Source organism: Arthrobacter sp. A5 (assembly GCF_051131705.1).
In the GTDB taxonomy this organism is placed as follows: domain Bacteria; phylum Actinomycetota; class Actinomycetes; order Actinomycetales; family Micrococcaceae; genus Arthrobacter_M.
Map to the genome: position 1 here is coordinate 2,368,733 of NZ_CP180316.1, position 25,307 is coordinate 2,394,039.

The following is a 25,307-nucleotide window of genomic DNA, read 5'->3' on the forward strand; positions in this document are numbered from 1 at the left end:
AGATATCCCAACAGGCAAGCCCATGGTAATGGTCTTGCCCGCCCGTTAGGTCCAAATGACGCCGAATACCTCGCCCCGCTCCACCTTGAAGCCGATGCCATGCAGGACTTCGCGGCCGCCAAAGGACTTCCGGAGGCCCTGCACTTCGATGACATGGTCCATGACTCAGCATCCTAGTAGTACTTTGTTAGGTTTTGAGTGTTGCTCTTTTAATCCTGTCGCGGGTCTGTTAATTTCGGATCGTGTAATTTCGGATCGTGAAGGATGACGAGATCGCAGCGGTGCGGACCGAGCTGGAGGACTTCGTGGGCGAGGTCTTCGCGTCGCTGCCGCGCAAGGACCAGCGGGCCAAGGGCAGCCTGTACCTGCGGGGGTTGATGCTCGATGGCCGACGCAAGTCGATGCAGCCCATGGGTGAGGGCAGTGGAAACGATCGGGCCCGAGGCCTGGGTAATCGATGACACCGGGTTCAAAAAGGACGGGCCGGCCTCCCCATGTGTGGCCCGCCAGTACTCTGGCACGTTGGGGAAGATCGGGAACTGCCAGATCGGCGTCAGCCTGCACGGGGCCACCGATGTGGCCTCGTGCCCTCTGAACTGGCGGCTCTTCGTCCCCGAGGACTGGGACGATACCTGCGCGGAGACGAACGAGGACGCCTCCCGGATCCAGGAACGGCGGTCCCGGGCAGGGATCCCGGACACGGTCCGGCACCGCACGAAATGGTCCCAGGCCCTGGAAATGATTGATGAGGCCACCGTCTGGGGACCGGTCCCGCCGGTGGTCGTGGCCGATGCCGGGTACGGGGAAATCACCGCGTTCCGCCAGGGCCTGGCCGACCGGCGCATCGGGTACGTGCTGGCGGTCAAGCCCTCCACCAGCGCCCACCCGGCCCATGCCGTGCCCGAACCCGCACCCTACAGCGGGCGCGGGCCCTCGGAGCGGACCGGTACCGGGAGAAACCATCCTCGCTGCGGGAGCTGGCCCTCGCCGCGGAACGCAAAGAGCTCCATCAGGCCACGTGGCGCCACGGCATCATGACCGGTCCCGGCAACCGGAGCGCGGCCATGAAATCACGCTTCCTGGCCCTGCGCATCCGCCCCGCCAACCGCGACATCCCGCTGAATGAGGACGGTCCCTGCCCGAGCAGTGGATGCTCGCCGAATGGCCGCCCAGCGAACCCGGACCCACCGACTTCTGGCTCTCAGACCTGCCCGCCGACACGAAGCTGAAGACCCTCGTCCGACTCGCAAAAATGAGGTGGCGCATCGAGCACGACTACCGCGAACTCAAGACCGGACTCAGACTCTCCCGCTTCGAGGGACGCTCCTTCACCGGCTGGCACCGCCACGTCGCCCTCGTGACCGCGGCCCACCTCTTCATCACCAGGCTGCGGCTCAAGAACCCAAAAGCAGCTGGGGCCGCCTGAGCCTGTACGGCATCATCAGAGAACTCCAACAAGTCCTCGCCGTTTGGCTCGGTTACTGCCCCCACTGCCACTCACGCGCCCCAACCTAACAAAGTACTAGTAGATGAGTAAGTCCTAATCCGGCTTGTTGCAGAACAGACCCCGGGCGCCTTCGCGCCGGGGGTCTGCTAATTGCTGGCCCGGGACACCCCGTCCTGGCACGAGATCCTGCGCCTTCTCGACTCCACCTCGGTGCCCTGCGGCATGTCACGGGAAACGGTCAAACGATCCGATCTGTCCGGCCACGCCGGGGACGGTTACTGCGCCTCCCACTCCCGCTGTTTCTGTGGTCTTGCTGTCCGGGCCATCGGCGGTTGAGAACATTCGGCCTGCCCGGAAGCCATCTGGCAGCGCGCATTTGCAGCGCTATTTCGCGTCGTTTGAGCGGATGATGCCGCGCAGCCGGGTCAGTCGGGCGGAGATCTCACGTTCCGCGCCGTTCGCGGTGGGCTGATAGTAGTCCCTACCCACCAGGTCATCCGGGGGATACTGCTGAGCGGCGACGGAATGCGGCTCGTCGTGGGAGTAGATGTAGCCCTTGCCGTGGCCAAGCTGCTTGGATCCCGGATAGTGGGCGTCACGCAACGGGGCCGGGATCATCGTGCCAAGCCCGGCCCGGACATCGGCAATGGCCGCGTTGATGCCCAGATAGGCCGCGTTCGATTTCGGTGCCGTGGCCAGATGAACCACCGCCTCGGCGAGCACAATGCGGGCCTCCGGCATGCCAATCAGCGCCACCGCTTGGGCCGCCGCCACCGCCGTCTGCAGGGCGGTTGGATCCGCCATGCCGATATCTTCGGCGGCGGAGATGATAATGCGGCGCGCCACGAACCGAGGGTCCTCCCCCGCCTCCAGCATGCGGGCCAGATAATGCAGGGCCGCATCGACGTCCGAGCCCCGGATGGATTTTATGAAGGCGCTGATCACGTCGTAGTGCTGGTCGCCTGCCCGGTCGTAGCGCACGGCCGCGGCATCCACCGCCCGTTCGGCGTGGCTGAGCTCCACCAGCACCGGTTCCGGGCTGGATCCGGCGTTTGCCTTCCCGGGGCTGCCGCCATCGGCATGGGCAACGCCGGCTGCAGCCTCCAGCGTGGTCAGCGCACGCCGGGCGTCGCCGCCGGCCAGGCGGACCAGATGATCCAGGGCCTCCTCGCTGAGCCTGACCTTGCCGGACAGGCCGCGCGGGTCCGTCACCGCCCGCAAAACCAGCGCGCGCACGTCGTCGTCGGTCAACGGCCGCAGCGTCAGCAGCAAAGAGCGCGACAGCAGCGGCGCAACCACCGAAAATGACGGATTCTCGGTGGTGGCCGCGATGAGCACCACCCAGCGGTTTTCCACGCCGGGAAGCAGAGCGTCCTGCTGGGCCTTGTTGAATCGATGAATCTCGTCCAGGAACAGTACGGTGGTCCGCCGGTGCAGATCCCGGGCGGTCAGCGCCTCATCCATGACCTTGCGGACGTCCTTGACGCCGGCGGTGATCGCGGAGAGTTCCACGAATTTCCGTCCCGGGCCGCGGGCGATGACATGCGCCAGCGTGGTTTTACCCGTGCCCGGCGGCCCCCACAGGATGACCGAGCTGGGACCGGCCGGGCCGGTCTGCTGGGCGCCGGAAGCCAACAGACGCAGCGGCGATCCAGAGCCGAGCAGGTGCTGCTGGCCGACCACGTCGTCCAGGCTGCGCGGACGCATTCGCACCGCCAGCGGGCTGCGCGGACGGGCGGGGATGCCCTGGCCCTGCCACTCCTCGTTCGCCGGGTCTTGGCCGTCGTCCGGGTCGGAAAAAGCACTGTCGAAAAGATCGGTCACCTGCCAAGGCTATCCTCCGATCCGCTGCCGCCCACGCTCCGCGGTCCGAGGCACGGGTGCAGGCGCACGTGCGGGCGCGCGCGCAGGGCGCGGGTAGGCTTGCGCAAATGACCCCCGTCTCCCGCACAGCATTGGTTTCCCCCGACCGGATTCCCGGCTGGACGGAACGGTTCGCCGCCGCACACGGCGCGCTGCGTTGCGACCAGAACGACGACGGCGTCCTGCTAACGGCGGCCGACGGCGCCACCGCGGTACTGCGGCCACCATGGCCCGCCGACGGCAGACCGGGACGCGGCGCCACGGCACTGGAGAGGCTCGCCTCACTCGCCGCCCAAAGCCGTACCGTCGCCGTCGTCCTGGTGCGACGGGGCGGTTATGCCGTGGGCTTGTGCCGGGACGGTGAGGTGCTGGTGTCAAAATCCGGCAGCCGGTATATCCAGTCCCGCACGGCGGCGGGAGGCTGGTCCCAACAGCGATTCGCGCGGCGTCGGGCCAACCAGGCCGATGCCATGCTCGAGGTGGTCGCCGGCCATGCGGCACGCATCCTCCGACCGCAGCCACCCGAGCCTGGGACCGGCGCCGGGACCCGGACTGAAACAGGGATTGGAACCGGGATCGGTGCCGCTGCCGCTAAGGGTACGGGTACGGGCAGCGGCACCGGTCAGGACTCCGGGCCGCCCCCGGGCACGGCCGAATATCTGGTTCTGGGCGGCGACCGCGAACTTTCACGGCTGCTGCTCGCCGAGCCTCGGGCCACGTTTCTGTTGGTCCTCCCCCAGCTGCGGTTTTTGGACGTTGCGGATCCGAAGACCGCGGTCCTCAAGCAGGCAGCACGGAATCTGCGGGCGGTACGGATCGACGTCACTGACCCGCCGTCCCGGCTCCGGTAGCCGACGGCACCGCTTCTTATCGTCCTGCCCTGCCATCCTGCCCTGTCGCGCTGGCCTTTTGCCGCGGCCCTCTGCCCTGAATCCCACGTAGAGGCGGTGCCCCGGTAGTGCCCTTGCTGTTGTGCCCGTAGTGCCCTTGCGGTTGTGTAGGGAACGATTTATAGTCAAGGAGCGGCTAAGCAGTTGGCCACAAAGCCGTTTTGAATGGGAGTTTTTGTGGATCACAAACTGCGTGTCGTCGTCCGGTTGAACATCGAACCGGCATCGGCCGTTATTGCCGTCAGCGGATGTGTTACGGACGCCAACGCCACGGCCCTGCTTCCCATCATCAGGCGCACTGGAGAACTCATCGGGTGCCCGGTCATCAGCGTGGACATGTCCGCTGCCTGGCACGTTGACCAAGGCGCGCTGGACTACCTGAAGTTCCTTGGCACGGGCTTGGCGTCGGATCCCTTCAACGTCATCGTTCCCATCCCGCTGCCTGCATGCCCGGAACCGGCGAACTTCCTCAGCTACGACTCGGTAGCATGAGGCCCCAAATAGTGCGCTTCCCCCGACTGTGATGTGGACGAGCGTCCGGTCGGTCCCCCGGGACCTCACCGGCCTGTCCATGAACGAGTTGGGGGCGCTGACAAACAGACTCTTCCAGGAGCTTGACCGCAACTTCCCCAATCCGGAAACGCGGACTCACTACGACCGGATTGTCACCGAGCTCGAGGCGCGGGAAGCCGCCGCTGACCGCAAGGGGCTGTCCTCGCGGTTCTAACCCAACACTGCACGAAAGGCCGGCGGGTTCCGACCCGCCAGCCTTTCCTGCTGCATAACATCGCGGGCAAGGCCCGCGCCAGCGCCCCGTGCGGGCGCCCTTAGCCTGACCGCGTCAGTTCGCCGGCTTGGTCTCCGGTTTGAAATCCACACCGGCTTCCTTGCGCTGCTGAGCCGTGATGGGTGCGGGGGCCGCCGTCAAGGGATCGTATCCGCCGCCGGACTTCGGGAACGCGATGACATCCCGGATGGAATCCGCCCCGGCGAGCAGCGAGACGGCACGATCCCAGCCGATGGCAATGCCACCGTGCGGCGGAGCACCGAACTTGAATCCTTCCAGCAGGAAGCCGAATTTTTCCTGCGCCTCCGCAGCGGAAAGTCCCATGACTTCAAAGACGCGTTCCTGGATGTCCCGGCGGTGGATACGGATCGACCCGCCGCCAATTTCATTGCCGTTGCAGACGATGTCGTAGGCGTAGGCCAGAGCGGATTCCGGATCCGTGTCGAAGGTCTCCATGAATTCCGGCTTGGGAGACGTGAAGGCATGGTGCACGGCCGTCCATGCGCCGCCGGAGATGGCCACATCGCCTGATGCCTCTGCTGTTGCCGCGGATTCGAACATCGGTGCGTCCACGATCCAGACGAACGCCCAGTCTGCTGGATTAATCAGTCCGGTCCGGTGCCCGATTTCCACGCGGGCCGCGCCCAGCAGTGCCCGGGAGGGCCCCACTTCTCCGGCGGCGAAGAAAATGCAGTCTCCGGGCTTCGCCCCTACTGCCTCCGCCAGGCCGGCCCGCTCCGCATCGGTGAGGTTCTTTGCCACCGGACCGGTCAGTTCGCCGTCGTCCTTGAACAAAACGTAAGCCAGGCCCCTGGCGCCGCGCTGTTTGGCCCATTCCTGCCACGCGTCCAGCGTCCGCCGCGGCTGCGAGGCCCCGCCGGGCATGACGACGGCGCCAACGTAGGGAGCCTTGAAGACGCCGAAGTCCGTGTCCTTAAAGAAGTCCGTCAGCTCGGTCAGCTCCAGACCAAACCGCAGATCCGGCTTGTCCGAGCCGTACTTCTCCATCGCGTGCCAGTACGTCATCCGCTGGATCGGCAGCGGAATTTCCACGTCGATCAGCTTCCAGAGCGCCGACACGATGCACTCTCCCAGGGCGATGATGTCATCCTGGTCCACGAAACTGGCCTCAATGTCCAGCTGGGTGAACTCAGGCTGGCGGTCCGCGCGGAAATCCTCGTCCCGGTAGCAGCGGGCAATCTGGTAGTACTTCTCGAAGCCGCCCACCTGCAGCAGCTGCTTGAACAGCTGCGGCGACTGCGGCAGGGCGTACCAGGATCCCGGAGCCAATCGGGCCGGGACTACGAAGTCACGCGCCCCCTCCGGTGTGGAGCGGGTGAGCGTGGGGGTTTCGATTTCGACGTAGCCCTGCTCATGCAAAAGATTCCGGGCAACGCGGTTAGCTTCGCTGCGCAGGCGGAGGTTCCGCTGCATATTCGGCCGGCGCAGGTCCAGGTAGCGGTGCTTGAGCCTGGCTTCCTCGCCCACTTCGACGTGCTCGTCGATCTGGAACGGCAGCGGCGCCGCTTCGTTGAGCACCGTCACGGTGTCCGCGATGACCTCAATGTCGCCGGTAGCGAGATTCGGGTTCCCGTTACCCTCGGGGCGCTGCTGCACGGCACCGGTGACCTGCAGAACATACTCGTTGCGCAGCGCGTGGAAAACTTCTTCTTCACGCACCACGATCTGGGCGATTCCGGAGGCATCCCGCAGATCCAGGAAGGCCACGCCACCATGATCCCGACGCCGGGCAACCCAACCGGAGAGGGTTACAGTTTGTCCGATTTGCTCGGCCCTTAGCGAGCCAAGGTCATGTGTGCGCAGCACAGCATTCCTTTCAATGGTTCGGCCGCAGTATGGCACCGCGGGCCGATGGCGAATAGCCGATGACAAATATGGTGGCTGCCCGATGTTCCAGCCGTCCTCGAGTTTACCGTCGAATGCCCTGCCCTCCCTCATCCCAGCCCCGACCCCGTCCCCTTCCCAACTAGGTAGCAGCACCTGCAGTCAAAACGCGGTTTGCGTGCAGGTGCTGCGACCTAGTTGGGTCAGGGGGTGGAAGGGACGACGGCGATCAGCGGCTGGAGGTCTTCGGCCGGCGGTGCCCAGCTGGCCGGGTCCGCTGCCGTTTGGTTGCCGCTGCGGATGTCTTTGACTTGGTGGCTGCCGTCCTCGGCAGTAAACCAGACGAACGGTATGCCCCGGCGGTCCGCATATTTGATCTGCTTGCCGAATTTCTCCGCTTTGACCGCTACCTCTGTGGCGATTCCCCTGCCGCGCAGGGCTGAAGCCACATCCTGGGCCTGCGGCCAGCTGTCATCGTCCGCCAAAGTTATCAGGACTGCCGTCGGAACACTGCGTGAGGCGACAGCCAGGTGTTGTCCGACAATGCGTGAGACCAACCGGGTGACGCCAATGGACAACCCGACGCCGGGAAAACTCCTGTTGCCCTTCGTGGCCAGCGACTCATAGCGTCCGCCGGAACAAATCGAGCCGAGGTTTTCGTGCCCGACCAGCACCGTCTCGTAGACGGTTCCGGTGTAGTAATCCAGGCCGCGGGCAATGCTGAGGTCCGCCACGACGGAACCGGGCGCGCGCGAGGCTGCGGCGGAAACCACCTGCTCCAATTCGCCGAGCCCCTGTTCGAGCAGTTCGTTTGCAACTCCCAGTGCGCGGACCTGGTCCACAAAAGACGTGTCCTCGGTCCGGATCGAGGCCAGGGCCAGCGCGGCCCTGGCCTGGCTGTCCGTGGCACCGAGCTCGGCTTTGAGCAGTTCCGCGACGGCCTCCGCGCCGATCTTGTCCAGCTTGTCGATGCTGCGCAGCACGCCAGCGGTGTCCGCCAACCCGATCCCGCGATAAAACCCCTCGGCCAGTCGCCGGTTGTTGACGCGAAGTTTAAACGCCGGAATCGGCAGGGCGGACAGCGCCTCCACGATGACCAGCGCCAGCTCAATGTCGTACCGGAAGGGCAGCTCGCCGTCGACCACCACATCAATATCCGCCTGGGTAAACTCACGGGCCCGGCCGTCCTGGGGCCGCTCCCCGCGCCAGACCTTCTGAATCTGGTACCGCCGGAACGGGAACGCGAGGTAACCGGCGTTTTCCACCACATAGCGGGCAAAAGGCACGGTCAGATCGAAATGCAGGGCCAGCGCGGCGTCCGCTTTCGCATCGGACGTGGTTTCGCGCTTGGTATCGGACTCCTCCTCCTGCAGCCGGCTCAGGGCGTAGACCTCTTTGTCGATTTCGCCCTTGCGCAGCAGCTGTCCCACGGTTTCCACGGCCCGGGTTTCAATGGAGGAGAAACCGTGCAGTTCGAAGGTGCGCCGCAGGATGTCCAGCACATGGAGCTCCACCAGCCGTTCCTGAGGTAGCCACTCGGGGAAACCGGACAGGGAGGCGTTGCGTGCCATGGGTGAAGCTCTCCTTTTCTGGCGGATGGCCGCCGAAGGGGCCGCGCTGGGCCGATGAACGGTGCAGTTAGGCTGCGAAACACGGCAGTTTACCGGGAGTCTTCTAAGGTTCTCACAGCGATTACATGGGTAAACTGTCTGCGGCAGCCATTTTATGCGGTTCAGCGGCGCCATCACGAACCAGTTTGACGAACAGACATTAGAACCATCGGACATGCCGGTCCCAATCGGGAGCCGGTCCGCTGCCGCGGCGGAGGCCAGTCCGCTGCCACGGCGCCACAATCGCCAGGACGGAGAGCAGAACCTTGGCGAGCACCAAACGCGACGCGCGGGAGAACCGGAAACGGATTGCCATTATGGAGGCCAAGCGCGGGCTCCGCAAGCGGCAGGCCCGCCGGCGCAAACGGGACAACGTGGCCGCCGCGGTGGCGATTGTGGCCGTCGTCGTGCTGGCCGTGATTCTTCAGCTGACGGTTTTTAGCCACAATCCGACGGCGGATCAGACCGCAACCGCAGAGGCCGGTCTGGACGCCTCCGCGTCGCCATCGGCTGCGACCTCCGCGACACCCTCGGCCGGGCCATCCGCCGGAGCGACCGCCACTGCCCCGGGGACCAACACCGCGAACATCCCGCCGGCTTCGACCGCGGACGGCAAAACATTCACCGGCGAACTGAGTCTGAACGGCTCGCCCCTGGGCATCCAAATCAACGGAACCGCGGCTCCGCAGGCCGCCGCAGTCTTCAAGTCCCTCGCCGATGAGAGCTTCTTCAACGGCCTGAGCTGCCACCGACTGACCAACGCCGACACCTTCGGTGTCCTGCAGTGCGGCTCGAAGACAGGCGACGGTTCCGGCGATCCCAGCTACCAGTGGGGTCCGGTGGAAAACTCGCCGGCGGACGGGAAATACCCGGCCGGCTCAATCGCGGTGGCCCGCGGCAGCAGCACCTACAGCAACGGCACGCAGTTCTTCATTGTGTACAAGGACACCGTGCTGCCGCAGACCGATGGCGGCTATACCATCATGGGCAAAGTAACCTCGGGGCTCGACGTGGTGCAGAAGATCGCCGACGCCGGCATCACCGGCGGGACCACGGATGGGGCCCCTGTGACACCGGTAACGATAGACTCGTTTACGCTCCAGTAAATCGGGTGGCCCGGTCCGGTTGCCTCTGGTGGAAAAGCCATATGCATCCGGGCTCTACCACCAAACGATCGACTAATCGAAAGAGAAAACGACAGAGTATGTAGCGCAGCAAAGTGTATATAGTTCAGCAGTGCACGATGACCCTCCAGCGAAAGACTTTTAGCGGTGACAGATAGTCAGCAACCCGACGACAGGGCCACGATCCACGCAGTGGAAGAGGCCGACCGACCTGCAACGGACGCATCAGCTGTCCCGGAAGCTTCGGCTCCCGGGGTAAACGAAGAAGCCCCCGTTCCCGGACCGGAAAGAGACTCCGAGGACGCTCCCGGAGAAAAGCCGATCCCCTCGGCACAGAATTCGGCTGAGAAACCCCCCGCCGACCGCGCCGCCGCGAAAGTGCCCTCGCCGGCAGCCTTCGCTGGCCGTCCGCGCGCCGCTGTGCCTTCTCCACGGCCGGCCAGCGGCCCGGCCGCACCGGTCGCTGGCCCCGTTTTGACCGGCATGAGCCTGGCCGAGGCGGCCAAGTGGGGCCGCGCGGAAGAGGACGGACATGTCTTCGTGGTGCTCGACGGGGAAGAGCATCCCGTCGGTCAGTATCCCGGCGCAAGCCGCGACGAGGCCCTTTCCTACTTCGCCCGGAAATTTGACGATATCGCAGCGCAGATCACCCTGCTGGAGCAGCGCGTCGACGCAAAAGCACCTGCCGCCGACATGCACAAGACAATCGGCCATCTCCGTGAGCAGCTCTCGGAGCATAACTCCGTGGGCGATATCCGCGCAGCCGAGCAGCGGCTGGAAGCATTGACCGTAAAGGTCAAGGCCCTGGAAGCGGCCGAACGCGCCGAGCATGACGCGGCTCGCGCTGTGGAATTGAAGTCCCGTGAGGCGATTGTGGCGGAGGCCGAGGAGATCGCCCGCCAGAACCCGGACGGCATCCAGTGGAAGACCAGCAGCGCCCGGATGAATGAGCTGTTCGAAACGTGGAAGACGGCGCAAAAGAGCGGTCTGCGGCTGGGCCGGAACACTGAAGAAGCCCTGTGGAAGAGGTTCCGGGCGGCCAGAACGATCTTTGACCGCCACCGCCGTGCCTATTTCTCCGCACTGGACAGTAATAACTCGGCGGCCAAGTCCGCCAAGGAGAAGCTCATTGCGGAGGCGGAGGAACTGGCCAGCTCCACCGACTGGGGGCACGCGGCCGGCGAATACCGCCGTCTGATGGACCAGTGGAAGGCATCTCCGCGGGCCAGCCGCAAGGATGACGACGCACTCTGGGCCCGCTTCCGCGGCGCACAGGATAAATTCTTCGGCGCCCGACAGAGCGTGAACGAAGCACTGGATCAGGAATTTGCCGGCAATCTGGTGGTCAAGGAAGCGCTGATCATCGAGGCGAAGCAACTGCTGCCGATCAAGGATCTCGCGGCCACCAAGAAGTCGCTGCAGTCCATCCGCGACCGGTGGGAAGAGGCCGGAAAGGTCCCGCGCGCCGATATGCAGCGGGTCGAGGCCGGCCTGCGCCAGATTGAGGAGGCGGTCCGCAAGGCCGACGACGACAACTGGCGCAGGACCGACCCGGAGGCCAAGGCGCGGACCAGCAGTGCGCTCTCCCAGCTGGAAGCGACGATCGCGGGGCTGCGGGATGATTTGGCCACGGCGGAGCAGGCCGGCGATCAGCGCAAGCTGAAGACGGCGCAGGAAGCGTTGGCTGCGCGGGAGCAGTGGCTGGAACAGATCCAGAAGGCCGCAGAGGACTTCGAGTAGAAACAAAAGCGCTTGTCCGCGAAGGCGCCAGAGGCCCCCGCAGGTAGTTGTCCACACTTCCCGCGGGGGCCTTTCACTCTCTGCAGCCGGACGTCACACTGGACAGATGCCTACAGCAGCGACGAATCCAGCCTGGACGCCAGCGGCGTACGGCGCGGTGCTGTCCCCCGGCCGGAGTTTCAGCCACACCGAGCTTCAGGCCATGAGCCTGGACGGTGTGCTGGAGCCGGTTTTCGGGGACGCTTACGTGCTGTCCGGGACAGACATCGGCCCCGAACTCCGCGGGCAGGCTCTGGCCCTCTTGACGCCGGCGCACCTGACCGGACGCGGCGTGGCCTGCCGCCTGAGTGCTGCCTGGGTCTACGGCTGCTCCCGGCCGCCGTTCGCCGTGTCCCTGCTCGTGGACAAGGGGCACAGGGCCGGGGCGCTACCCGCTGGCACCGGCTGCATCCTGCACGAGGCGAAGCTGAGCAGGTTCGACGTTGCAACCATTGGAACCATGCCGGTGACGACACCGTTGCGGACGGCCGTCGACCTGGCACTCCAGGTACAGACCGACGACGCGCTGCAGGCCCTGCGCGCGATGGCCGCGGATCCGTTGCTGAACTGCCCCCTCGGATTGGTCCGGCAGGCGCTCGAAGCCCGCGGCCGGGTGCCACACAAACACACCGCACTGGAACGGATCCGGCTGCTGCTGAGATTCGGGGACAGAGACGGTGACTAGCCCCCGCTCGGGGCGGGTCAGACCCGGCGTTGGGATCCGGTGGTGCGGTAGACGTCAAAGACACCGTCAATGCGCCGGACTGCGCTGAGTACATGGTGCAGGTACTTCGGATCGCCCATTTCGAAAGCGAAGCGGGACATGGCCACCCTGTCACTGGAGGTGTGGACGCTGGCAGCAAGAATATTGACGTGGTTCTCCGACAGTATCCGGGTGACATCGGAGAGCAGGCTCTTCCGGTCCAGCGCCTCCACCTGGATCTCCACGAGAAAAACGCTTGATTGGGTGGGTGCCCATTCGACATCCACCAGCCGTTCGGGTTCGTTCTTCAGATTCTGCAGATTCCGGCAGTCCGAGCGGTGCACGGAGATGCCCGAACCCTTCGTGACAAAACCCATGATGGTGTCCGGGGGCACGGGCGTACAGCACCGGGCCAGCTTGACCAGCACATCGCCCACTCCATGCACGATGACGCCGGAATCCGAATAGCGGGGTCGGCTCGGAACGCCCGGAGCGGCGATCTCCGCGACCTCGTCCTCGGCCACATCATGACCGCCCAGGGAATCGACGAGCTTTTCGACGACGGACTGGGCAGAACTGTGTCCGTCGCCTACCGCGGCGTACAGTCCCGTGATGTCCACATAACGGAAATCCTGTGCCACGGCGAGCAAGGCATCGTGCGTCATCAGACGCTGCAATGGAAGGTTCTGCTTGCGCATTGCGCGCGTCAGCAGCTCCTTACCCTTCTCGATGGCCTCCTCGCGGCGTTCCTTGCTGAACCACTGGCGGATCTTGTTGCGCGCCCGCGGGCTCTTGACGAAGTTCTGCCAGTCCTGACTCGGCCCGGCACCTTCTGCCTTGGAGGTGAAGATCTCCACCCAGTCGCCGTGATTGAGCTCGCTGTTCAACGGCACAAGTTTGCCGTTGACGCGGGCGCCGATGGTGCGGTGACCCACCTCGGTGTGGACGGCGTAAGCAAAGTCCACCGGCGTCGAACCGGCCGGCAAGGCCATGACTTCGCCCTTGGGCGTGAACACGAAAACCTCGCGGGCGTTCATCTCGAACCGGAGCGAATCCAGGAACTCGCCCGGATCCCGGGTTTCCTGCTGCCAATCCACCAGCATGCGCAGCCAGTTCATGTCGTCCCCGCCCATATTCGCGGCGGGGCCTGCCTTAGGGTCGGTCTTGTACTTCCAGTGCGCGGCAACACCGTATTCCGCCCGCTGATGCATTTCAATCGTCCGGATCTGGATTTCCACCGGTTTGCCGTCCGGACCGATGACGGTGGTGTGCAGGGACTGATACATATTGAACTTCGGCATCGCAATGTAATCCTTGAACCTGCCCGGGAGCGGGTTCCAGCGCGAATGCATCTGACCGAGCGCTGCGTAGCAGTCCTTGACCGAATCGACCAGAATCCGCACGCCCATCAGGTCATTGATGTCGTCAAAGTCCTTGTCGCGGACAATCATTTTCTGGTAGATCGAATAGTAATGCTTGGGCCGGCCGGTAATCGTTGCACGGATCTTCGCCGCCCGCAGGTCCTCGGTAATCTGGTTACGGATGACGGCCAGGCTCTTCTCCCGCTCCGGGGTGCGGTCCCCCACCATCCGTACGATCTCGTCGTAAACCTTCGGGTACAGCGCCGCGAAGGAAAGGTCTTCAAGTTCCCATTTGATGGTGTTCATTCCGAGACGGTGCGCCAGCGGGGCAAAGATCTCCAGCGTCTCGCGCGCCTTCCTGCTGGAGGACTCGGCGGAAACGAACCGCCAGGTGCGCGCATTGTGCAGCCGGTCCGCCAGCTTGATCACCAGTACCCGGATGTCCTTGGCCATCGCCACCACCATTTTGCGGACGGTTTCGGCCTGCGCGGATTCGCCGAACGTGACCTTGTCCAGCTTGGTGACCCCGTCCACCAGCATCGCCACCTCGTCACCGAATTCGGCCCGGAGCTGTTCGAGCGTATACGGCGTGTCCTCGACCGTGTCGTGCAGCAGCGCGGCAGCCAAGGTGCTGCCGGTCATACCGAGTTCACCCAGAATGGTGGCCACGGCCACCGGGTGCGTGATGTACGGGTCCCCGCTCTTGCGCTTCTGCCCCTGATGGCTGCGCTCGGCGACCACGAACGCCTGCTGGATCAGATCGAAATCCTCTTTAGGATTATTCGCCCGCACGGTGCGCAGCAACGGCTCCAGAATCGGTGAGTATCCGCTGGAACCCCGCCCGGTCAGCCGGGCCAGACGCGCCCGGGTGCGTTCACGGCGACCGGGGAATGTCGGGCGCAGTTCAGCCGGGCTCTGACCGGTCTGCCGGACCGCCAGATCCCCGGGCGTCACTCCCGGCTGCCGAGGGCCGGGAGGAGTCGGTTCCGCAACCTTGCCGGTCGGGGCGCCCTGCTCGTCCACTGCTGTGTCCTTAGCTAGTCGTCGTCATTTCATCCACAGATGGAATTCCTCTAGTCTAAGCCCGCATATTGGCGCGCCAAACCGGTGACGCGGCTGGCCTCAAGCGCAGAGGCAATGGCCGCCCCGTGGTCTCGGAAAGGTCGTGCGCCGGGGTGCGCCGGTAAGGTCCCGCGTGCGCCGGTAAGGTCCCGCGTGCGCCGGTAAGGTCCCGCGGCCCGTGCTGTTAAAGTCCACCGGCCGGCGCCGAAGCGCCGGCCGCCATACCCGCGTCACCCGGCCCGGAAAGTCCCCGGTCGGCCGCCGGCAGCGTCAGACCTTCCGTCTATACGCTGACCTCGGCCGTGCCACCGGCCGTGCCACCGGGAGCGTCGTCGGTTGCCTTTTCGGCCGCCCTCCGCTGCGAGACGCGTCTGGCCTGCTTGACCAAAACGGGTTCGCGCATCCGCAGCCACGCGTACATCGGCGCGGCAATGAAGATCGTCGAGAACGTACTGACGATGATCCCAATGAACAACGCAAGGGACAGATCCCGCAGTGTGCCCGCCCCGAGCAGGTAGGCGCCGATGAAGAGCACCGAAGCCACCGGCAGAACCGCCACCATCATCGTGTTGATTGAACGAACCAGCGTCTGATTCACCGCCAGGTTAACCTCCTCGGCAAACGTCCGCCGGGTCGACCTCTCCACATCCGCGGTGTTCTCCCTGATCTTGTCAAAGACCACCACCGTATCGTAGAGCGAGTAGCTCAAGATGGTCAGAAATCCGATGATGGCCGACGGCGTGACCTCGAAATCGCTGGCCGCGTATAGTCCCGCCGTGGTGATCATGACCACCAACAGACCCACGATGGCCGCCACTGACATACGCCAGGTGCGGAAATAGAAGGCCATCAGCAGCGTCGCCAGCAGCACGAACGCCACCAGCCCCAGCAGCGCCTGCCTCGTGACGTCCGCTCCCCAGGTGGGGCCGATGAAAGTCGAGGTCACATGGTCTTCCTGGACACCATAGTCCTTGATCAGCGCGGCCTTGACCTTGAGGGTCTCGTCGTCGCTGAGCTTGTCCGTCTGGATGCGCATCGTGTTACCGGCAATGTTGGCCACCCGCGGCACCGCCCCGGGAACAATCTCCGTGACCGCTCGTTCACCGATGCCGGAATTGGTGTCCTTGACATCCGAGACGGTGAACTCCGATCCCCCGCGGAAGTCAATGCCCAGGTTGAAGCCGCCCCGCACGATCGGGATCAGGATCGAGACGATCACGGCCACCGCTGCGATGGTGAACCAGATCTTGCGTTTGCTGACGAAGTTGTAGGAGCGTTTGCCCGTGTAGAGTTCGTTGCCGAAGGTGGCGAAACTGGTCATTATTTGTTCTCCTTGGCTGCGTCCTGCGACCCTGCGGACGCCGATCCGGCACCCCTGCTGCCGGCCATTTGTTCCTGTCGTGCAGCCAGCCGCCGCTCTGCGATGGTCTGGCGGCGCTCGGCCTCGGCCTGCGCGCCGGAGTTTTTCCCTTTCGCAGCACCCCTGGCGCCGAGCGAAATCTGCACCGGATCACGGAAACGTCCCGCTCCGCGGTACAGCGGAACGGCCCCCAGCCGCTTCGGATCAAGGCCGGAGAAGTGATGGCCTTCGCCGAAGAACCGGGTTCGGGCCAGCAGCTGCAGGGTCGGGTGCGTGAACATGAAGACCACGATCAGGTCGGCGATAGCCGTCAGCCCGAGGGTGAAGGCAAAGCCGCGGACGTTGCCGACGGCGACGAAGTACAGTACGACGGCGGCCAGCAGGTTCACTGCTTTAGACGCCAACACGGTGCGCTTGGCACGCCGCCAGCCGTTTTCCACCGCCGCGACCAGACCGCGCCCGTCACGAAGCTCGTCACGGATTCGCTCGAAGTACACGATGAACGAGTCCGCCGTCTGACCGATGGCCACGATCAGACCTGCCACACCGGCAAGGGACAACCGGTAGTTCTGTGTCCAGCCGAGGATGGCAATGGCGAGATACGTCAGTGCACCAGCAACGACCAGCGAGAAGATGGTCACGAAGCCCAGTGCCCGGTACTGGAACAGCGAATAGACGACGACCAGCAGCAGGCCGATCACGCCCGCCAGCAGGCCCATTTCCAGCTGTTGCCCACCGAGGGTCGCGGAGATCTGCTCCTCGCTTTGGATGTCGAAGCTGATCGGCAGGGCACCGAATTTGAGCTTATCCGCCAGGGACTTCGACGACGCTTCGGTGAAGTTACCGGTGATGGAGGAGTTCCCGTCGGCGATGACGGCCTGCGAAACGGGGGCAGAAATGACGCGCCCGTCCAGGACAATAGCAAACTGGGCCCGCGGATCCTGCGGGTTCGCCTGCAGGAAGCCGTTGAGCCGGGAAGTCACTTCCCTGAACTTCGTGGCGCCCTCGCCGTTGAACTTCAGGTTGACGGACCACTGGTTGGTGGTGGCGCCCTGTGCGCCCTGCTGCAGCCCATAGGTGGCGTCGCTGATGTCCTTGCCGGGGACCTCGACCGGGCCCAGGATGTACTTGGTGCCGGAATCCAGCTCGCACGACACAACGGGCTTGGCCGGATCGGTGTTCGTCGGCACCTCGGTCACCGGTGGCACGCAGCTGGTGGTCTCAAATGTCTTGTACAGCGCCGCATCGATCCAGTTTTCATCGCTGGCGTTCGTCGGCGCCGCCTTCGGCACGGGCAGCTGGGCATCAGGGAGCATCTTGTCCGGTGTGGTTGCCGCGCCGGGCCCGGCGGTGATCACCGGGCGGAAGGACATATCCGCCGAGGCCTTAATCAGCTCACGAGTTTCCGCCGTTGGCGTGCCCGGCATGCTGACGATCACGTTGCGCCCCGATTGGGTGCTGATTTCGGATTCCGACACACCGGATCCGTCCACGCGCTGGCGGATGATGGACACGGCCTGGTTCAGCTGCTCGTCGGTGATGGACTGGCCGCCCTGCACCTTGGGCGTCAGAATCATCTGCGTGCCGCCCTCAAGATCAAGGGCCAGCTTGGGAGCCCAGCTCGCCGATCCCCAGATGGCCCCGCTGCCAAGCAGCATAGCCAGTGCAATAAAAATAATCCCAAGCCACAGCAGGGTCCTGCGGGCCGTTGAAGTGGGGCCAGTACGTGCCATCAGTGGATCTTTCTCTTCGTCATACGCTCCCGACGCAACGGGGCCGCTCCAGCCGGAGGGGCGGGAGCGGCAGTCGCGGCGAAGTTCCGGTGGGAACTCCTCGCCTGGATGAGACTAGTTGTCTTTGTTGTTGTCTTTATTCAACCGCAGGATCGTCTCATCGGGGCTCTCGTTGACGGGAACTTCACCGTGGCCGGTGGGGCCGGAGAAACCGGTCAACGAGGATGCGTCGTCGGGGACGCCCTGGTGAGTCTCATCCGGTGCGGTGATTTTGGTGATCGTCTGGCGGTGCACCGTTGCGGTGTTCCCCGGCGACAGTTCAAGGACCACCTTGTTTTCGGCGTCGTCGATCGCCAGGACGGTTCCGAACAGGCCAAAGTTGGTCATCACCGAAACACCAGTGGCCAGCTTGGCCTGTTGCTGCTGTTGCGCCGCTTTGGCCTTTTTCTGCCGGCGGAACATCATCAAAATGACGACGGCGAAGAGCGCGAAGAGGATCAGTGTCATGGGGTCAAAGCCGCCGGCTTGGGTTTCGCCGGCGGCCAGAATGCTTGAGAACACAGCTGGGGTCCGTTCCTTTATGTCAATGGGTTCCGGGGCTGCTTACAACGTGCCGGACGTCATACCAGTCTAAGCTGATTTTCGCCGAGCGAACGCGTTGCACCCAATTCGGCCCTCAGTTCGCGGCAATCCGCTGCCGGGCACCGGCTTAGGCGGCGTTGTTGGCAGGCACCGCGCCCGGTCGCCGTCGGCAGGCACCGCGACCGGTCGCCGTCGGCAGGCACCGCGACCGGTCGCCGTCGGACAGCACTGCGGCCATGCGGTGACGCCAGGCACTGGGGACGGGCACGATCGTCAGGGAAAGTCGCCGGGCAGGCCATCCCCGGGCACGATGATGGGAAAGGGTGCGGTGCCCGATGCATCCGGGGGCATCTGCAGCCCCAAATGCTCCCAGGCCGCCGCCATCGCGATCCGGCCCCGTGGAGTCCGGCCAAGCAGGCCCTCCCGCACAAGGAACGGCTCGGCGACCGTTTCGACGGTCTCGGGTTCTTCGCCCACGGCGATGGCCAGCGTGGAGAGGCCCACCGGACCGCCATTGAATTTGGTGATCAGAGCATGCAGCACGGCGCGGTCAAGCCGGTCCAGCCCACGCGCATCGACCTCATACATGTCCAATGCGGCGGACGCGGTCCGGGCATCGATGCTCGCCACGGCGTGGACCAGGGCCCAGTCACGCACGCGCCGCAGCAGCCGGTTGGCAATGCGCGGGGTCCCTCTGGAGCGGCCGGCAATTTCGGCAAATCCGGCACTCGTCAGCGACAGATCCAGCAGTCCGGCCGAGCGTCGCAGGACGAGCTCCAACTCCGCCACCGAGTAGAACTCCAGGTGTCCGGTGAACCCGAACCTATCCCGCAGCGGGCCCGGCAGCAGGCCCGCCCTCGTGGTGGCGCCGACGAGAGTGAAGGAGGGTAGTTCCAGCGGGATAGCGGTGGCCCCGGCCCCCTTCCCGACCACGATATCGACCCGGAAATCTTCCATGGCCATATACAGCATTTCCTCTGCGGGCCGTGACATCCGGTGAATCTCATCCAGAAACAGCACTTCGCCCTCGGAGAGCGAGGACAGAATGGCCGCCAGATCGCCGGCGTGCTGGATCGCCGGTCCTGAGCTGATCCGCAGCGGGGCATTCATTTCCGCCGCGATGATCATCGCCAAGGTGGTTTTTCCCAGACCGGGAGGGCCGGACATCAGCACATGATCGGCACTGCGGCCGCGGATCCGGGAGGCTTCCAACACCAGCGAGAGCTGTTTGCGGACCCGTTGCTGACCGACAAAATCATGCAGATTCTTCGGACGCAGGGCCGACTCGATGGCACGCTCCTCCGGCTCGCCGCCCGCCGGCCCTACCACCTCCGGGGAAACGACCAGCCGCGCCGCATCGGCAGGGCTCACTGGTGGGGTCTTCCCCGTGGCGGCCTTCCCCGTGCTGGTCTTCCCCGCCGTAGCCTTCCCCTTGATTTTTCCCGGGATCTGCTCAGCCACGGGCCCGCACTCCGCCGGCAGACCCCCGGGAACTGTCCTGGCCGAGCCAGCGCAGCGTGGCCCGCAGAATGGCCGCGACATTCGCGCTCTCCAGCAGGGCCGGATCGTCCGCCGTGGCCCTGTCGATGCTCGCCGCGGCGTCCTTCTCGGACCAGCCCAGCCCGGTCATGGCCGCAATGACCTGCGGTTTCCAGGCGGCGCGAACCGCAACGGCGCCCGCCGCAGATCCGGTGCCGGTTCCCTCCGGATGCAGTTTTCCGGTCAGTTCGAGCACTATTCGGCCGGCGACCTTCGGGCCGATGCCGGGAACCTTGGTGAACGTTTTGCCGTCGCCACCGGCGACCGCGACACGGATGGTTTCGGGTTCATGCACGGCCAGGACCGCCAGGGCCAGCCGCGGACCGATCCCGCTGACGCTGAGCAGGACGTCGAAGACCTCCCGCTCGCCGCTGTTGTCGAAACCGTATAGGGTCATCGAATCCTCGCGGACGATCATGGACGTGGTCAGGGTTGCCTCCTGGCCGGTCCGGAGCGCACCCAGGGTTTTGGGTGTGGCATGGACCAGCATGCCGATCCCGTTCACATCGATCACCACCGACGACAGACCGACCTGCGCCACGGGTCCGCGAACAAAGCTGATCATGGGGTTACCTCTTGTATAGGGCCGTCCGGATTGAACCGACAGCATGTAGAACATATCTACGAACAGCGTAGCGAACCAGACGGACATTGCGGGAGTGCCACGCTCAACGCCAGCTGTGGCCCGACTTTTCCTTGTTCCGTTTCGCCTTGGCTTCGGCTTCCCGCCATAGCCTCTGCGCCGCCGTCGCCCCTGACGGGGAAGTGCCCGGGAGAACCGGGTCAGCCGCTGAAACCGACAGGGTGCCCATCCGCCAGGCATGCGTGATGGCCAGCGCTAAGGCGTCCGCCGCGTCGGCAGGAGTGGGCGGCGCGTCGAGGCGCAGGATCTTTGTCACCATCGTGGTGACCGCCGCTTTGTCCGCACGGCCGCTGCCGGTCACGGCGGCCTTCACCTCCGACGGAGTGTGCAGAGCCACCGGAATACCCCGGCGTGCGGCGGCAGCGATCACCACGCCGGAGGCTTGCGCAACCCCCATCACGGTACTGACATTGAGCTGCGAAAACACCCGTTCCACGGCGAGCACATCCGGACTGTATTCATTCAGCCAGCGCTCGATGGAGTCAGCAACCACCAGCAGCCGTGCGTCGAGGCCCTTATCGGGGGTGCTGCCCACCACGCCGAAGGCCACCAGAGTGGCCCGCCGGTTCGGCTCCACGTCGACCACGCCAAGCCCGCAGCGCGTCAGGCCGGGGTCCACACCCAAAACACGCAGCGTCAGTCCTCGTCCAGCTGGGCCATGACCTCGGCGCTGACGTCCGCATTGGAGTAAATGTTCTGGACGTCATCCAGATCCTCCAACGCGTCGTAGAGCTTCATGAACTTGCGGGCGTGCTCCACATCAAGTTCCACCTGCATGGACGGTACAAAACCGGCCTCGTCGGAGTCGTACTCGATGCCGGCCTCGGCCAGCGCGGCTCGGATCGCGGGCAGATCCTGGGGTTCGGAGATGACCTCGAAATTCTCGCCGTCATCCTTGACCTCTTCCGCTCCCGCGTCGAGGACCGCCATCAGAACGTCGTCTTCGGACAGCTCCTTCTTGGCCAGCGACACGACGCCTTTACGGGCGAACATATAGGCCACGGACCCGGGATCGCCCATGTTCCCCCCGTTGCGTCCCACCACCAGCCGCACCTCGGAGGCTGCGCGGTTCTTATTGTCCGTCAGACATTCAATCAAAATCGCGGTACCCTGCGGACCATACCCTTCGTACATGATGGTCTGGTAATCCACCGCGTCGCCGAGCTGGCCGGAGCCGCGCTTTATCGCGCGATCGATATTGTCCGCCGGCACCGATGTCTTTTTGGCCTTGGAGACGGCGAGTTCCAGGGATGGGTTGCCCACCATATCGGCGCCGCCGATGCGGGCGGCGACTTCAATGTTCTTGATCAGCTTGGCAAAGGACTTCGCACGCCGGCCGTCAATGACAGCTTTTTTGTGCTTGGTGGTTGCCCATTTGGAGTGCCCTGACATGCTTTACGCTTCTCCTCTAATCATGCGGATAAACAGCTCGTGGATGCGCCGCTCCCCCGTGACCTCCGGATGAAAGGAGGTGGCGAGCAAATTCCCGGACCGCACCGCCACTGCTCGGCTCGTACCTTCGATTCTAGCCGTCCGGTCGTTTTGAGGGTGCGCCGGGCGGCCAGCTGCCCGTAATTCCGCTCCCGTTAAGCCCGGCATGGACAATTTCGGGGCGGGCGGGAACTGCACAGTCGCCAACACCTCCACGGAATCGCCCACGCGTTCCACCCAGGGGGCCCGGATAAAAACCGCATGCACCACGGCCGCGCCGTGCCCCGTCGCAGCGGAGCCGGTGAGCGCGGAAAAATCCAGGTCCGTCTCGAAGGAGTCACGCTGGCGCCCGAAGGCGTTGCGCCGAACGGTGATGTCCATCCCGCCGAGCGTCTGCTGCGGGTTGCCGTCACGGTCCGTGGCGGGATCCGCGATTTCGTTGGCCAGCAGGATCATCCCGGCGCAGCTGCCGTAGACGGGCAAACCGGCGGCAATGCGCTCCTTCAGCGGTTCGGCCAGGGAAAAGATTCGGGTCAGCTTGTCGATTGTTGTCGACTCACCGCCGGGCAGAATCAGGGCGTCGACGGCGGCCAGCTCGGCCGGGCGGCGGACGCTCACCGCGCGCGCACCGGAGGCCTCTATGGCCCGGGCGTGCTCGCGGACGTCCCCCTGCAGGGCCAGAATGCCGACGGTCAGCGGATGGTTGGAAGGTCTGGGAATGCTCACCAAGTCATCATAGTGGGCCCCCTCACCCTAGGGTCCGAGAGGGCACTCGGGCCAATCCGGCGGCGCCAACCCAGTAGCATTGACCGAGGACTGACGTACTAAAGATGAGGTTGGCAGTATGTGCGGAATCGCCGGTTACTACGGTTTTGGGGAAGATGAAGCTCTCCTGCGGGAGATGAATGCGTGCATTGTGCACCGGGGCCCCGACGGCGAGGGGTACTACACCAACGGAGAGGTGGGCCTGGCTCACCGACGGCTGTCCATCATCGACGTCGCTCATGGCCAGGAGCCCATGATCAGCCAGGACGGTCAGACCGTCCTGGTCTATAACGGCGAGGTCTACAACTATCTGGATCTGCGGGCCGAACTCGAGGCGTTGGGCCGGACCTTCAACACCGTATCGGACACCGAGGTGGTGCTGCAGGCCTACGAGGAGTGGGGCGACGACGCCTTCGACCGCTTCAACGGCATGTTCGGCTTTGCCATCCACGACAGGAAGAACAACCGGCTGGTCCTGGCCCGCGACCACTTCGGTATCAAGCCGCTTTATTACGCCAATGCCGGCACCGCCGAGGACCCGAAGCTGCTCTTCGGCTCGGAAATCAAGCCCCTGCTGGCAACGGGCAGACTGGAAACCGCCCCCAACGAGCGGATTCTCTACCGGTACCTGCAGTTCCGCATCCACGATGAGGAAGCCCAGACGTTCTTCGACGGCGTGTACAAGCTCATGCCCGGCGAAAAACTCGTGGTCGATACCAGCGCCGGCGCCCCGGCGGGCTTCACCGTCAGCCCCTACACGCGGTTCAAGGAAGAGCTCGCCGAGCTGGCCAGGATCGGCACCCCGTACAGCCAGGACGTCATAGCCGAATACCGCAGCCGTTTCACCGAGGGTGTTCGTCTGCGCCTGCAGTCCGAAGTCCCCGTGGGCACGGCCCTTTCCGGCGGACTGGACTCGTCCGCCGTCGTCGTGACGATCAACAAACTCATGCAGGAGAAAGCGGCGGCCACCGACTCCCTCGGCGCCACCCAGCAGACGTTCTCGGCGATCTTCCCGAACTCGATCAATGACGAGGAAAAGTACGCCGACGCCGTTCTTGCCACCTGCACGGGCAATGTCACCAGCCATAAGCTCCTGCCCAAAGCGGAGGAATTCGCCAAGGACCTGGACGACTTCATCCGCACCATGGAGGAGCCAATCATCTCGTCCGGGCCCTACGCGCAATACCGGGTCATGCAGGAGGCCTCCAAGCACGTCACGGTGCTGCTGGACGGTCAGGGCGCCGACGAAATGATGGCCGGCTACATCCCGTACTATTTCGCCTACCTTCGACAGCTGAAAAAGAACGGCCAGCGGGCCAAGCTGGCCAAGGAGATGGCCTCCAGCGCCGACATTCTCTTCCGGCTGGGACGTTTCCGGGTGCGCGGCATGCTAACGGCCAAAAAGCCGCTGGCCATCTCGTCGCTGCTGAAGAAGGATTTCACCGCCGCGCACAAGGGCGAGAAGTTCTCCAATATTGCCGACAACCTCAAACTGCGGCTGATCGACGATCTGTTCCACAAGTCACTGCCAGCCGTGCTGCGCTATGAGGACAAGAACACGATGCGTTTCTCCCTCGAGGGCCGCGTTCCCTTCCTGGATAAGGAAGTGGTGAAATTCCTCTTCAGCCTCGATGATGAATCGATCATCAAGGGCGGCTGGAACAAGCGGATCCTGCGCGACGCCACCCGGGACCTGCTTCCGGAAATGATCAGCAACCGCCGCAACAAGATCGGGTTCACCACACCGGAAGCGGAATGGTTCATCCTGATGAAGGAAAGAATCTACGAAATCTTCCTGTCCTCGTCCTTCGGGAACCGGCCGTACTGGGACCAGAACGCCGTCCTTTACGCCTTTGAGGAGTACCTGACCGGCAAGAGCAGCGCCTCTACCATGGTCTTCTGGCGGCTGCTTAACACCGAGCTCTGGCTGCGTGAATTTTTCGACGAGCCGGAAGTCAAGGCTGGCATCGCAGACAAGAGCGACTACGTTCCGAACGCCGACAAGCAGCTGGACATTACGGTCGCCTCTGATGGCAAGGAAACAGGTGGCGGCACTTACCGCCGTTACCCGCTGCGCACCGAAGTGTTCTACAAGGACACCGACTTCGACCCGGCCGTTATGGGCTATGTGGAGCGCTTTTTCGCCGGACTTCCGGAGGCAGGCGACGAGCATCAGGCCGCCACGTCCGGAACCCCGTGGTACCTCTTCGTCAGCGAGAAGATCGTTGCCATGACGCAGGGACGGTCCATTCCGGTCTGGGACATCAAGGTCACCCCCGCCGCCCGGATACTGAGCCGCTTTGTGACCCGCAATCCGGGCGGCATCGGGCTGGCCAGCCCCTGGTCCATGCAGCTCGCCATCGACGAGGTCGGGCTTTCCCGGCTGCTGTACGCTGCCGGGCGCAGCGTTGTCGGCAAGCTGCAGGGCAAATCGGGAGTCTTCTACGAGGTCGTGGGCCACAACATCAACGCCATTGACGGAGCTGCCGGCTACCAGGTCGGCACCTCGACTCACTCCGTCAAGTACGCGCCGTTGGATCCCGAAGGTGTTGCCGCCCGGCTGAGCGCGCTGGTCCGTGGGCGCGTGCCCAAGGAATTCGCCGCCACATTCGCCGGAACGGCCATCATGGACGCCAATGACCTCGGTGTGGTCGCGCTGGGACACGACACCGGATTGGCGCAGACCGTCGTGGAAGGTATCTTCCGGGATAATCCGCAGGGCCAGACGACGGAGACCACGCCCATGTCCATGGTGTTCAGGCGCCAATAGGAAACGGCGGTTG

General features: G+C 64.4%; 19 protein-coding genes and 2 pseudogenes. 9 read left to right on the forward strand and 12 right to left on the reverse strand.

From position 1 onward, the window contains the following. Positions 1-257: 257 nt before the first annotated feature. Both ACLLJI_RS11135 and ACLLJI_RS11140 read left to right on the forward strand, forming a co-directional pair. A pseudogene (locus ACLLJI_RS11135) lies at positions 258-1,426 on the forward strand (IS701 family transposase). 174 nt (positions 1,427-1,600) lie between these two features. Then, a pseudogene (locus ACLLJI_RS11140) lies at positions 1,601-1,756 on the forward strand (IS982 family transposase); the annotation flags it as partial. 75 nt (positions 1,757-1,831) lie between these two features. Here the strand turns inward: ACLLJI_RS11140 and ACLLJI_RS11145 are convergent. Continuing rightward, positions 1,832-3,271, reverse strand: a complete 1,440-nt coding sequence (locus ACLLJI_RS11145) for a replication-associated recombination protein A (RefSeq protein WP_434612287.1) — start codon at positions 3,269-3,271, stop codon at positions 1,832-1,834. 107 nt (positions 3,272-3,378) lie between these two features. Here ACLLJI_RS11145 and ACLLJI_RS11150 point away from each other — a divergent pair, with 107 nt between their 5' ends. The 3 genes from ACLLJI_RS11150 (at position 3,379) to ACLLJI_RS11160 (ending at position 4,927) form a co-directional block, all read left to right on the forward strand. Beyond that, positions 3,379-4,161, forward strand: a complete 783-nt coding sequence (locus ACLLJI_RS11150) for an acVLRF1 family peptidyl-tRNA hydrolase (RefSeq protein ID WP_434612289.1) — start codon at positions 3,379-3,381, stop codon at positions 4,159-4,161. A gap of 216 nt (positions 4,162-4,377) precedes the next feature. Next, the gene (locus ACLLJI_RS11155; protein ID WP_434612291.1) at positions 4,378-4,692 is read left to right on the forward strand and encodes a hypothetical protein; all 315 of its coding nucleotides are present in this window, start codon (positions 4,378-4,380) and stop codon (positions 4,690-4,692) included. A gap of 79 nt (positions 4,693-4,771) precedes the next feature. Next, positions 4,772-4,927 (forward strand): hypothetical protein, encoded by a 156-nt coding sequence (locus ACLLJI_RS11160; protein WP_434612293.1) that lies wholly within the window; start codon positions 4,772-4,774, stop codon positions 4,925-4,927. Positions 4,928-5,041: 114 nt separating this feature from the next. On the opposite strand, the gene aspS is transcribed toward ACLLJI_RS11160, so the two are convergent. Further along, positions 5,042-6,814 (reverse strand): aspartate--tRNA ligase, encoded by a 1,773-nt coding sequence (aspS, locus tag ACLLJI_RS11165; RefSeq protein ID WP_434612295.1) that lies wholly within the window; start codon positions 6,812-6,814, stop codon positions 5,042-5,044. Positions 6,815-7,035: 221 nt separating this feature from the next. Then, entirely contained in the window at positions 7,036-8,403 is a 1,368-nt protein-coding gene (hisS, locus tag ACLLJI_RS11170; protein WP_434612297.1) for a histidine--tRNA ligase, read from the reverse strand. A gap of 305 nt (positions 8,404-8,708) precedes the next feature. On the opposite strand from hisS, the gene ACLLJI_RS11175 reads away from it, so the two are divergent. The 3 genes from ACLLJI_RS11175 (at position 8,709) to ACLLJI_RS11185 (ending at position 12,030) form a co-directional block, all read left to right on the forward strand. Further along, positions 8,709-9,548, forward strand: coding sequence for a peptidylprolyl isomerase (locus ACLLJI_RS11175; protein ID WP_434612299.1), 840 nt, complete (start codon positions 8,709-8,711; stop codon positions 9,546-9,548). Positions 9,549-9,713: 165 nt separating this feature from the next. Further along, the gene (locus ACLLJI_RS11180; RefSeq protein WP_434612301.1) at positions 9,714-11,306 is read left to right on the forward strand and encodes a DUF349 domain-containing protein; all 1,593 of its coding nucleotides are present in this window, start codon (positions 9,714-9,716) and stop codon (positions 11,304-11,306) included. 106 nt (positions 11,307-11,412) lie between these two features. Further along, entirely contained in the window at positions 11,413-12,030 is a 618-nt protein-coding gene (locus ACLLJI_RS11185) for a hypothetical protein (RefSeq protein WP_434612303.1), read from the forward strand. Between the two features lie 17 nt (positions 12,031-12,047). Here ACLLJI_RS11185 and ACLLJI_RS11190 read toward each other — a convergent pair whose 3' ends face one another. The 9 genes from ACLLJI_RS11190 to pdxT all read right to left on the reverse strand — a co-directional run bounded on the left by ACLLJI_RS11190 (position 12,048) and on the right by pdxT (position 22,488). Then, positions 12,048-14,363 (reverse strand): RelA/SpoT family protein, encoded by a 2,316-nt coding sequence (locus ACLLJI_RS11190; RefSeq protein WP_434621449.1) that lies wholly within the window; start codon positions 14,361-14,363, stop codon positions 12,048-12,050. A 391-nt stretch (positions 14,364-14,754) separates the two neighbouring features. Then, on the reverse strand, positions 14,755-15,792 hold the full coding sequence (gene secF, locus ACLLJI_RS11195) for a protein translocase subunit SecF (RefSeq protein ID WP_434612305.1): 1,038 nt from the start codon (positions 15,790-15,792) through the stop codon (positions 14,755-14,757). Then, on the reverse strand, positions 15,792-17,564 hold the full coding sequence (gene secD, locus ACLLJI_RS11200; RefSeq protein WP_434612307.1) for a protein translocase subunit SecD: 1,773 nt from the start codon (positions 17,562-17,564) through the stop codon (positions 15,792-15,794). The genes secF and secD overlap by 1 nt, the downstream gene beginning before the upstream one ends. 114 nt (positions 17,565-17,678) lie before the next feature. Continuing rightward, positions 17,679-18,125 carry a preprotein translocase subunit YajC gene (yajC, locus tag ACLLJI_RS11205; protein ID WP_349361652.1) on the reverse strand — a complete coding sequence of 149 codons (447 nt, stop codon included), beginning with the start codon at positions 18,123-18,125 and terminating at the stop codon, positions 17,679-17,681. Between the two features lie 294 nt (positions 18,126-18,419). Further along, on the reverse strand, positions 18,420-19,475 hold the full coding sequence (gene ruvB, locus ACLLJI_RS11210; protein ID WP_283559396.1) for a Holliday junction branch migration DNA helicase RuvB: 1,056 nt from the start codon (positions 19,473-19,475) through the stop codon (positions 18,420-18,422). 124 nt (positions 19,476-19,599) lie between these two features. Beyond that, positions 19,600-20,250 carry a Holliday junction branch migration protein RuvA gene (gene ruvA / locus ACLLJI_RS11215; RefSeq protein WP_283559333.1) on the reverse strand — a complete coding sequence of 217 codons (651 nt, stop codon included), beginning with the start codon at positions 20,248-20,250 and terminating at the stop codon, positions 19,600-19,602. A 103-nt stretch (positions 20,251-20,353) separates the two neighbouring features. Then, entirely contained in the window at positions 20,354-20,968 is a 615-nt protein-coding gene (ruvC, locus tag ACLLJI_RS11220) for a crossover junction endodeoxyribonuclease RuvC (protein WP_434621453.1), read from the reverse strand. Next, positions 20,965-21,720 (reverse strand): YebC/PmpR family DNA-binding transcriptional regulator, encoded by a 756-nt coding sequence (locus tag ACLLJI_RS11225; protein WP_283559332.1) that lies wholly within the window; start codon positions 21,718-21,720, stop codon positions 20,965-20,967. The genes ruvC and ACLLJI_RS11225 overlap by 4 nt, the downstream gene beginning before the upstream one ends. A gap of 3 nt (positions 21,721-21,723) precedes the next feature. Beyond that, positions 21,724-22,488, reverse strand: coding sequence for a pyridoxal 5'-phosphate synthase glutaminase subunit PdxT (gene pdxT, locus ACLLJI_RS11230; protein ID WP_434612310.1), 765 nt, complete (start codon positions 22,486-22,488; stop codon positions 21,724-21,726). A gap of 115 nt (positions 22,489-22,603) precedes the next feature. Between pdxT and asnB the strand changes: the two genes are divergently transcribed. Then, positions 22,604-25,294 carry an asparagine synthase (glutamine-hydrolyzing) gene (gene asnB / locus ACLLJI_RS11235; RefSeq protein WP_434612312.1) on the forward strand — a complete coding sequence of 897 codons (2,691 nt, stop codon included), beginning with the start codon at positions 22,604-22,606 and terminating at the stop codon, positions 25,292-25,294. The last annotated feature ends 13 nt before the right edge of the window (positions 25,295-25,307 follow it).

What these genes read in the sequence shown, in the direction of transcription:
- asnB (WP_434612312.1), top strand. Translation starts at nt 22,604, where the DNA reads ATGTGCGGAATCGCCGGTTACTACGGTTTTGGGGAAGATGAAGCTCTC.
- ACLLJI_RS11150 (WP_434612289.1), top strand. Translation starts at nt 3,379, where the DNA reads ATGACCCCCGTCTCCCGCACAGCATTGGTTTCCCCCGACCGGATTCCC.
- ACLLJI_RS11225 (WP_283559332.1), bottom strand. Translation starts at nt 21,720, where the DNA reads ATGTCAGGGCACTCCAAATGGGCAACCACCAAGCACAAAAAAGCTGTC.
- secF (WP_434612305.1), bottom strand. Translation starts at nt 15,792, where the DNA reads ATGACCAGTTTCGCCACCTTCGGCAACGAACTCTACACGGGCAAACGC.
- ACLLJI_RS11185 (WP_434612303.1), top strand. Translation starts at nt 11,413, where the DNA reads ATGCCTACAGCAGCGACGAATCCAGCCTGGACGCCAGCGGCGTACGGC.
- hisS (WP_434612297.1), bottom strand. Translation starts at nt 8,403, where the DNA reads ATGGCACGCAACGCCTCCCTGTCCGGTTTCCCCGAGTGGCTACCTCAG.
- secD (WP_434612307.1), bottom strand. Translation starts at nt 17,564, where the DNA reads ATGGCACGTACTGGCCCCACTTCAACGGCCCGCAGGACCCTGCTGTGG.
- ruvA (WP_283559333.1), bottom strand. Translation starts at nt 20,250, where the DNA reads ATGATCAGCTTTGTTCGCGGACCCGTGGCGCAGGTCGGTCTGTCGTCG.
- ACLLJI_RS11160 (WP_434612293.1), top strand. Translation starts at nt 4,772, where the DNA reads ATGAACGAGTTGGGGGCGCTGACAAACAGACTCTTCCAGGAGCTTGAC.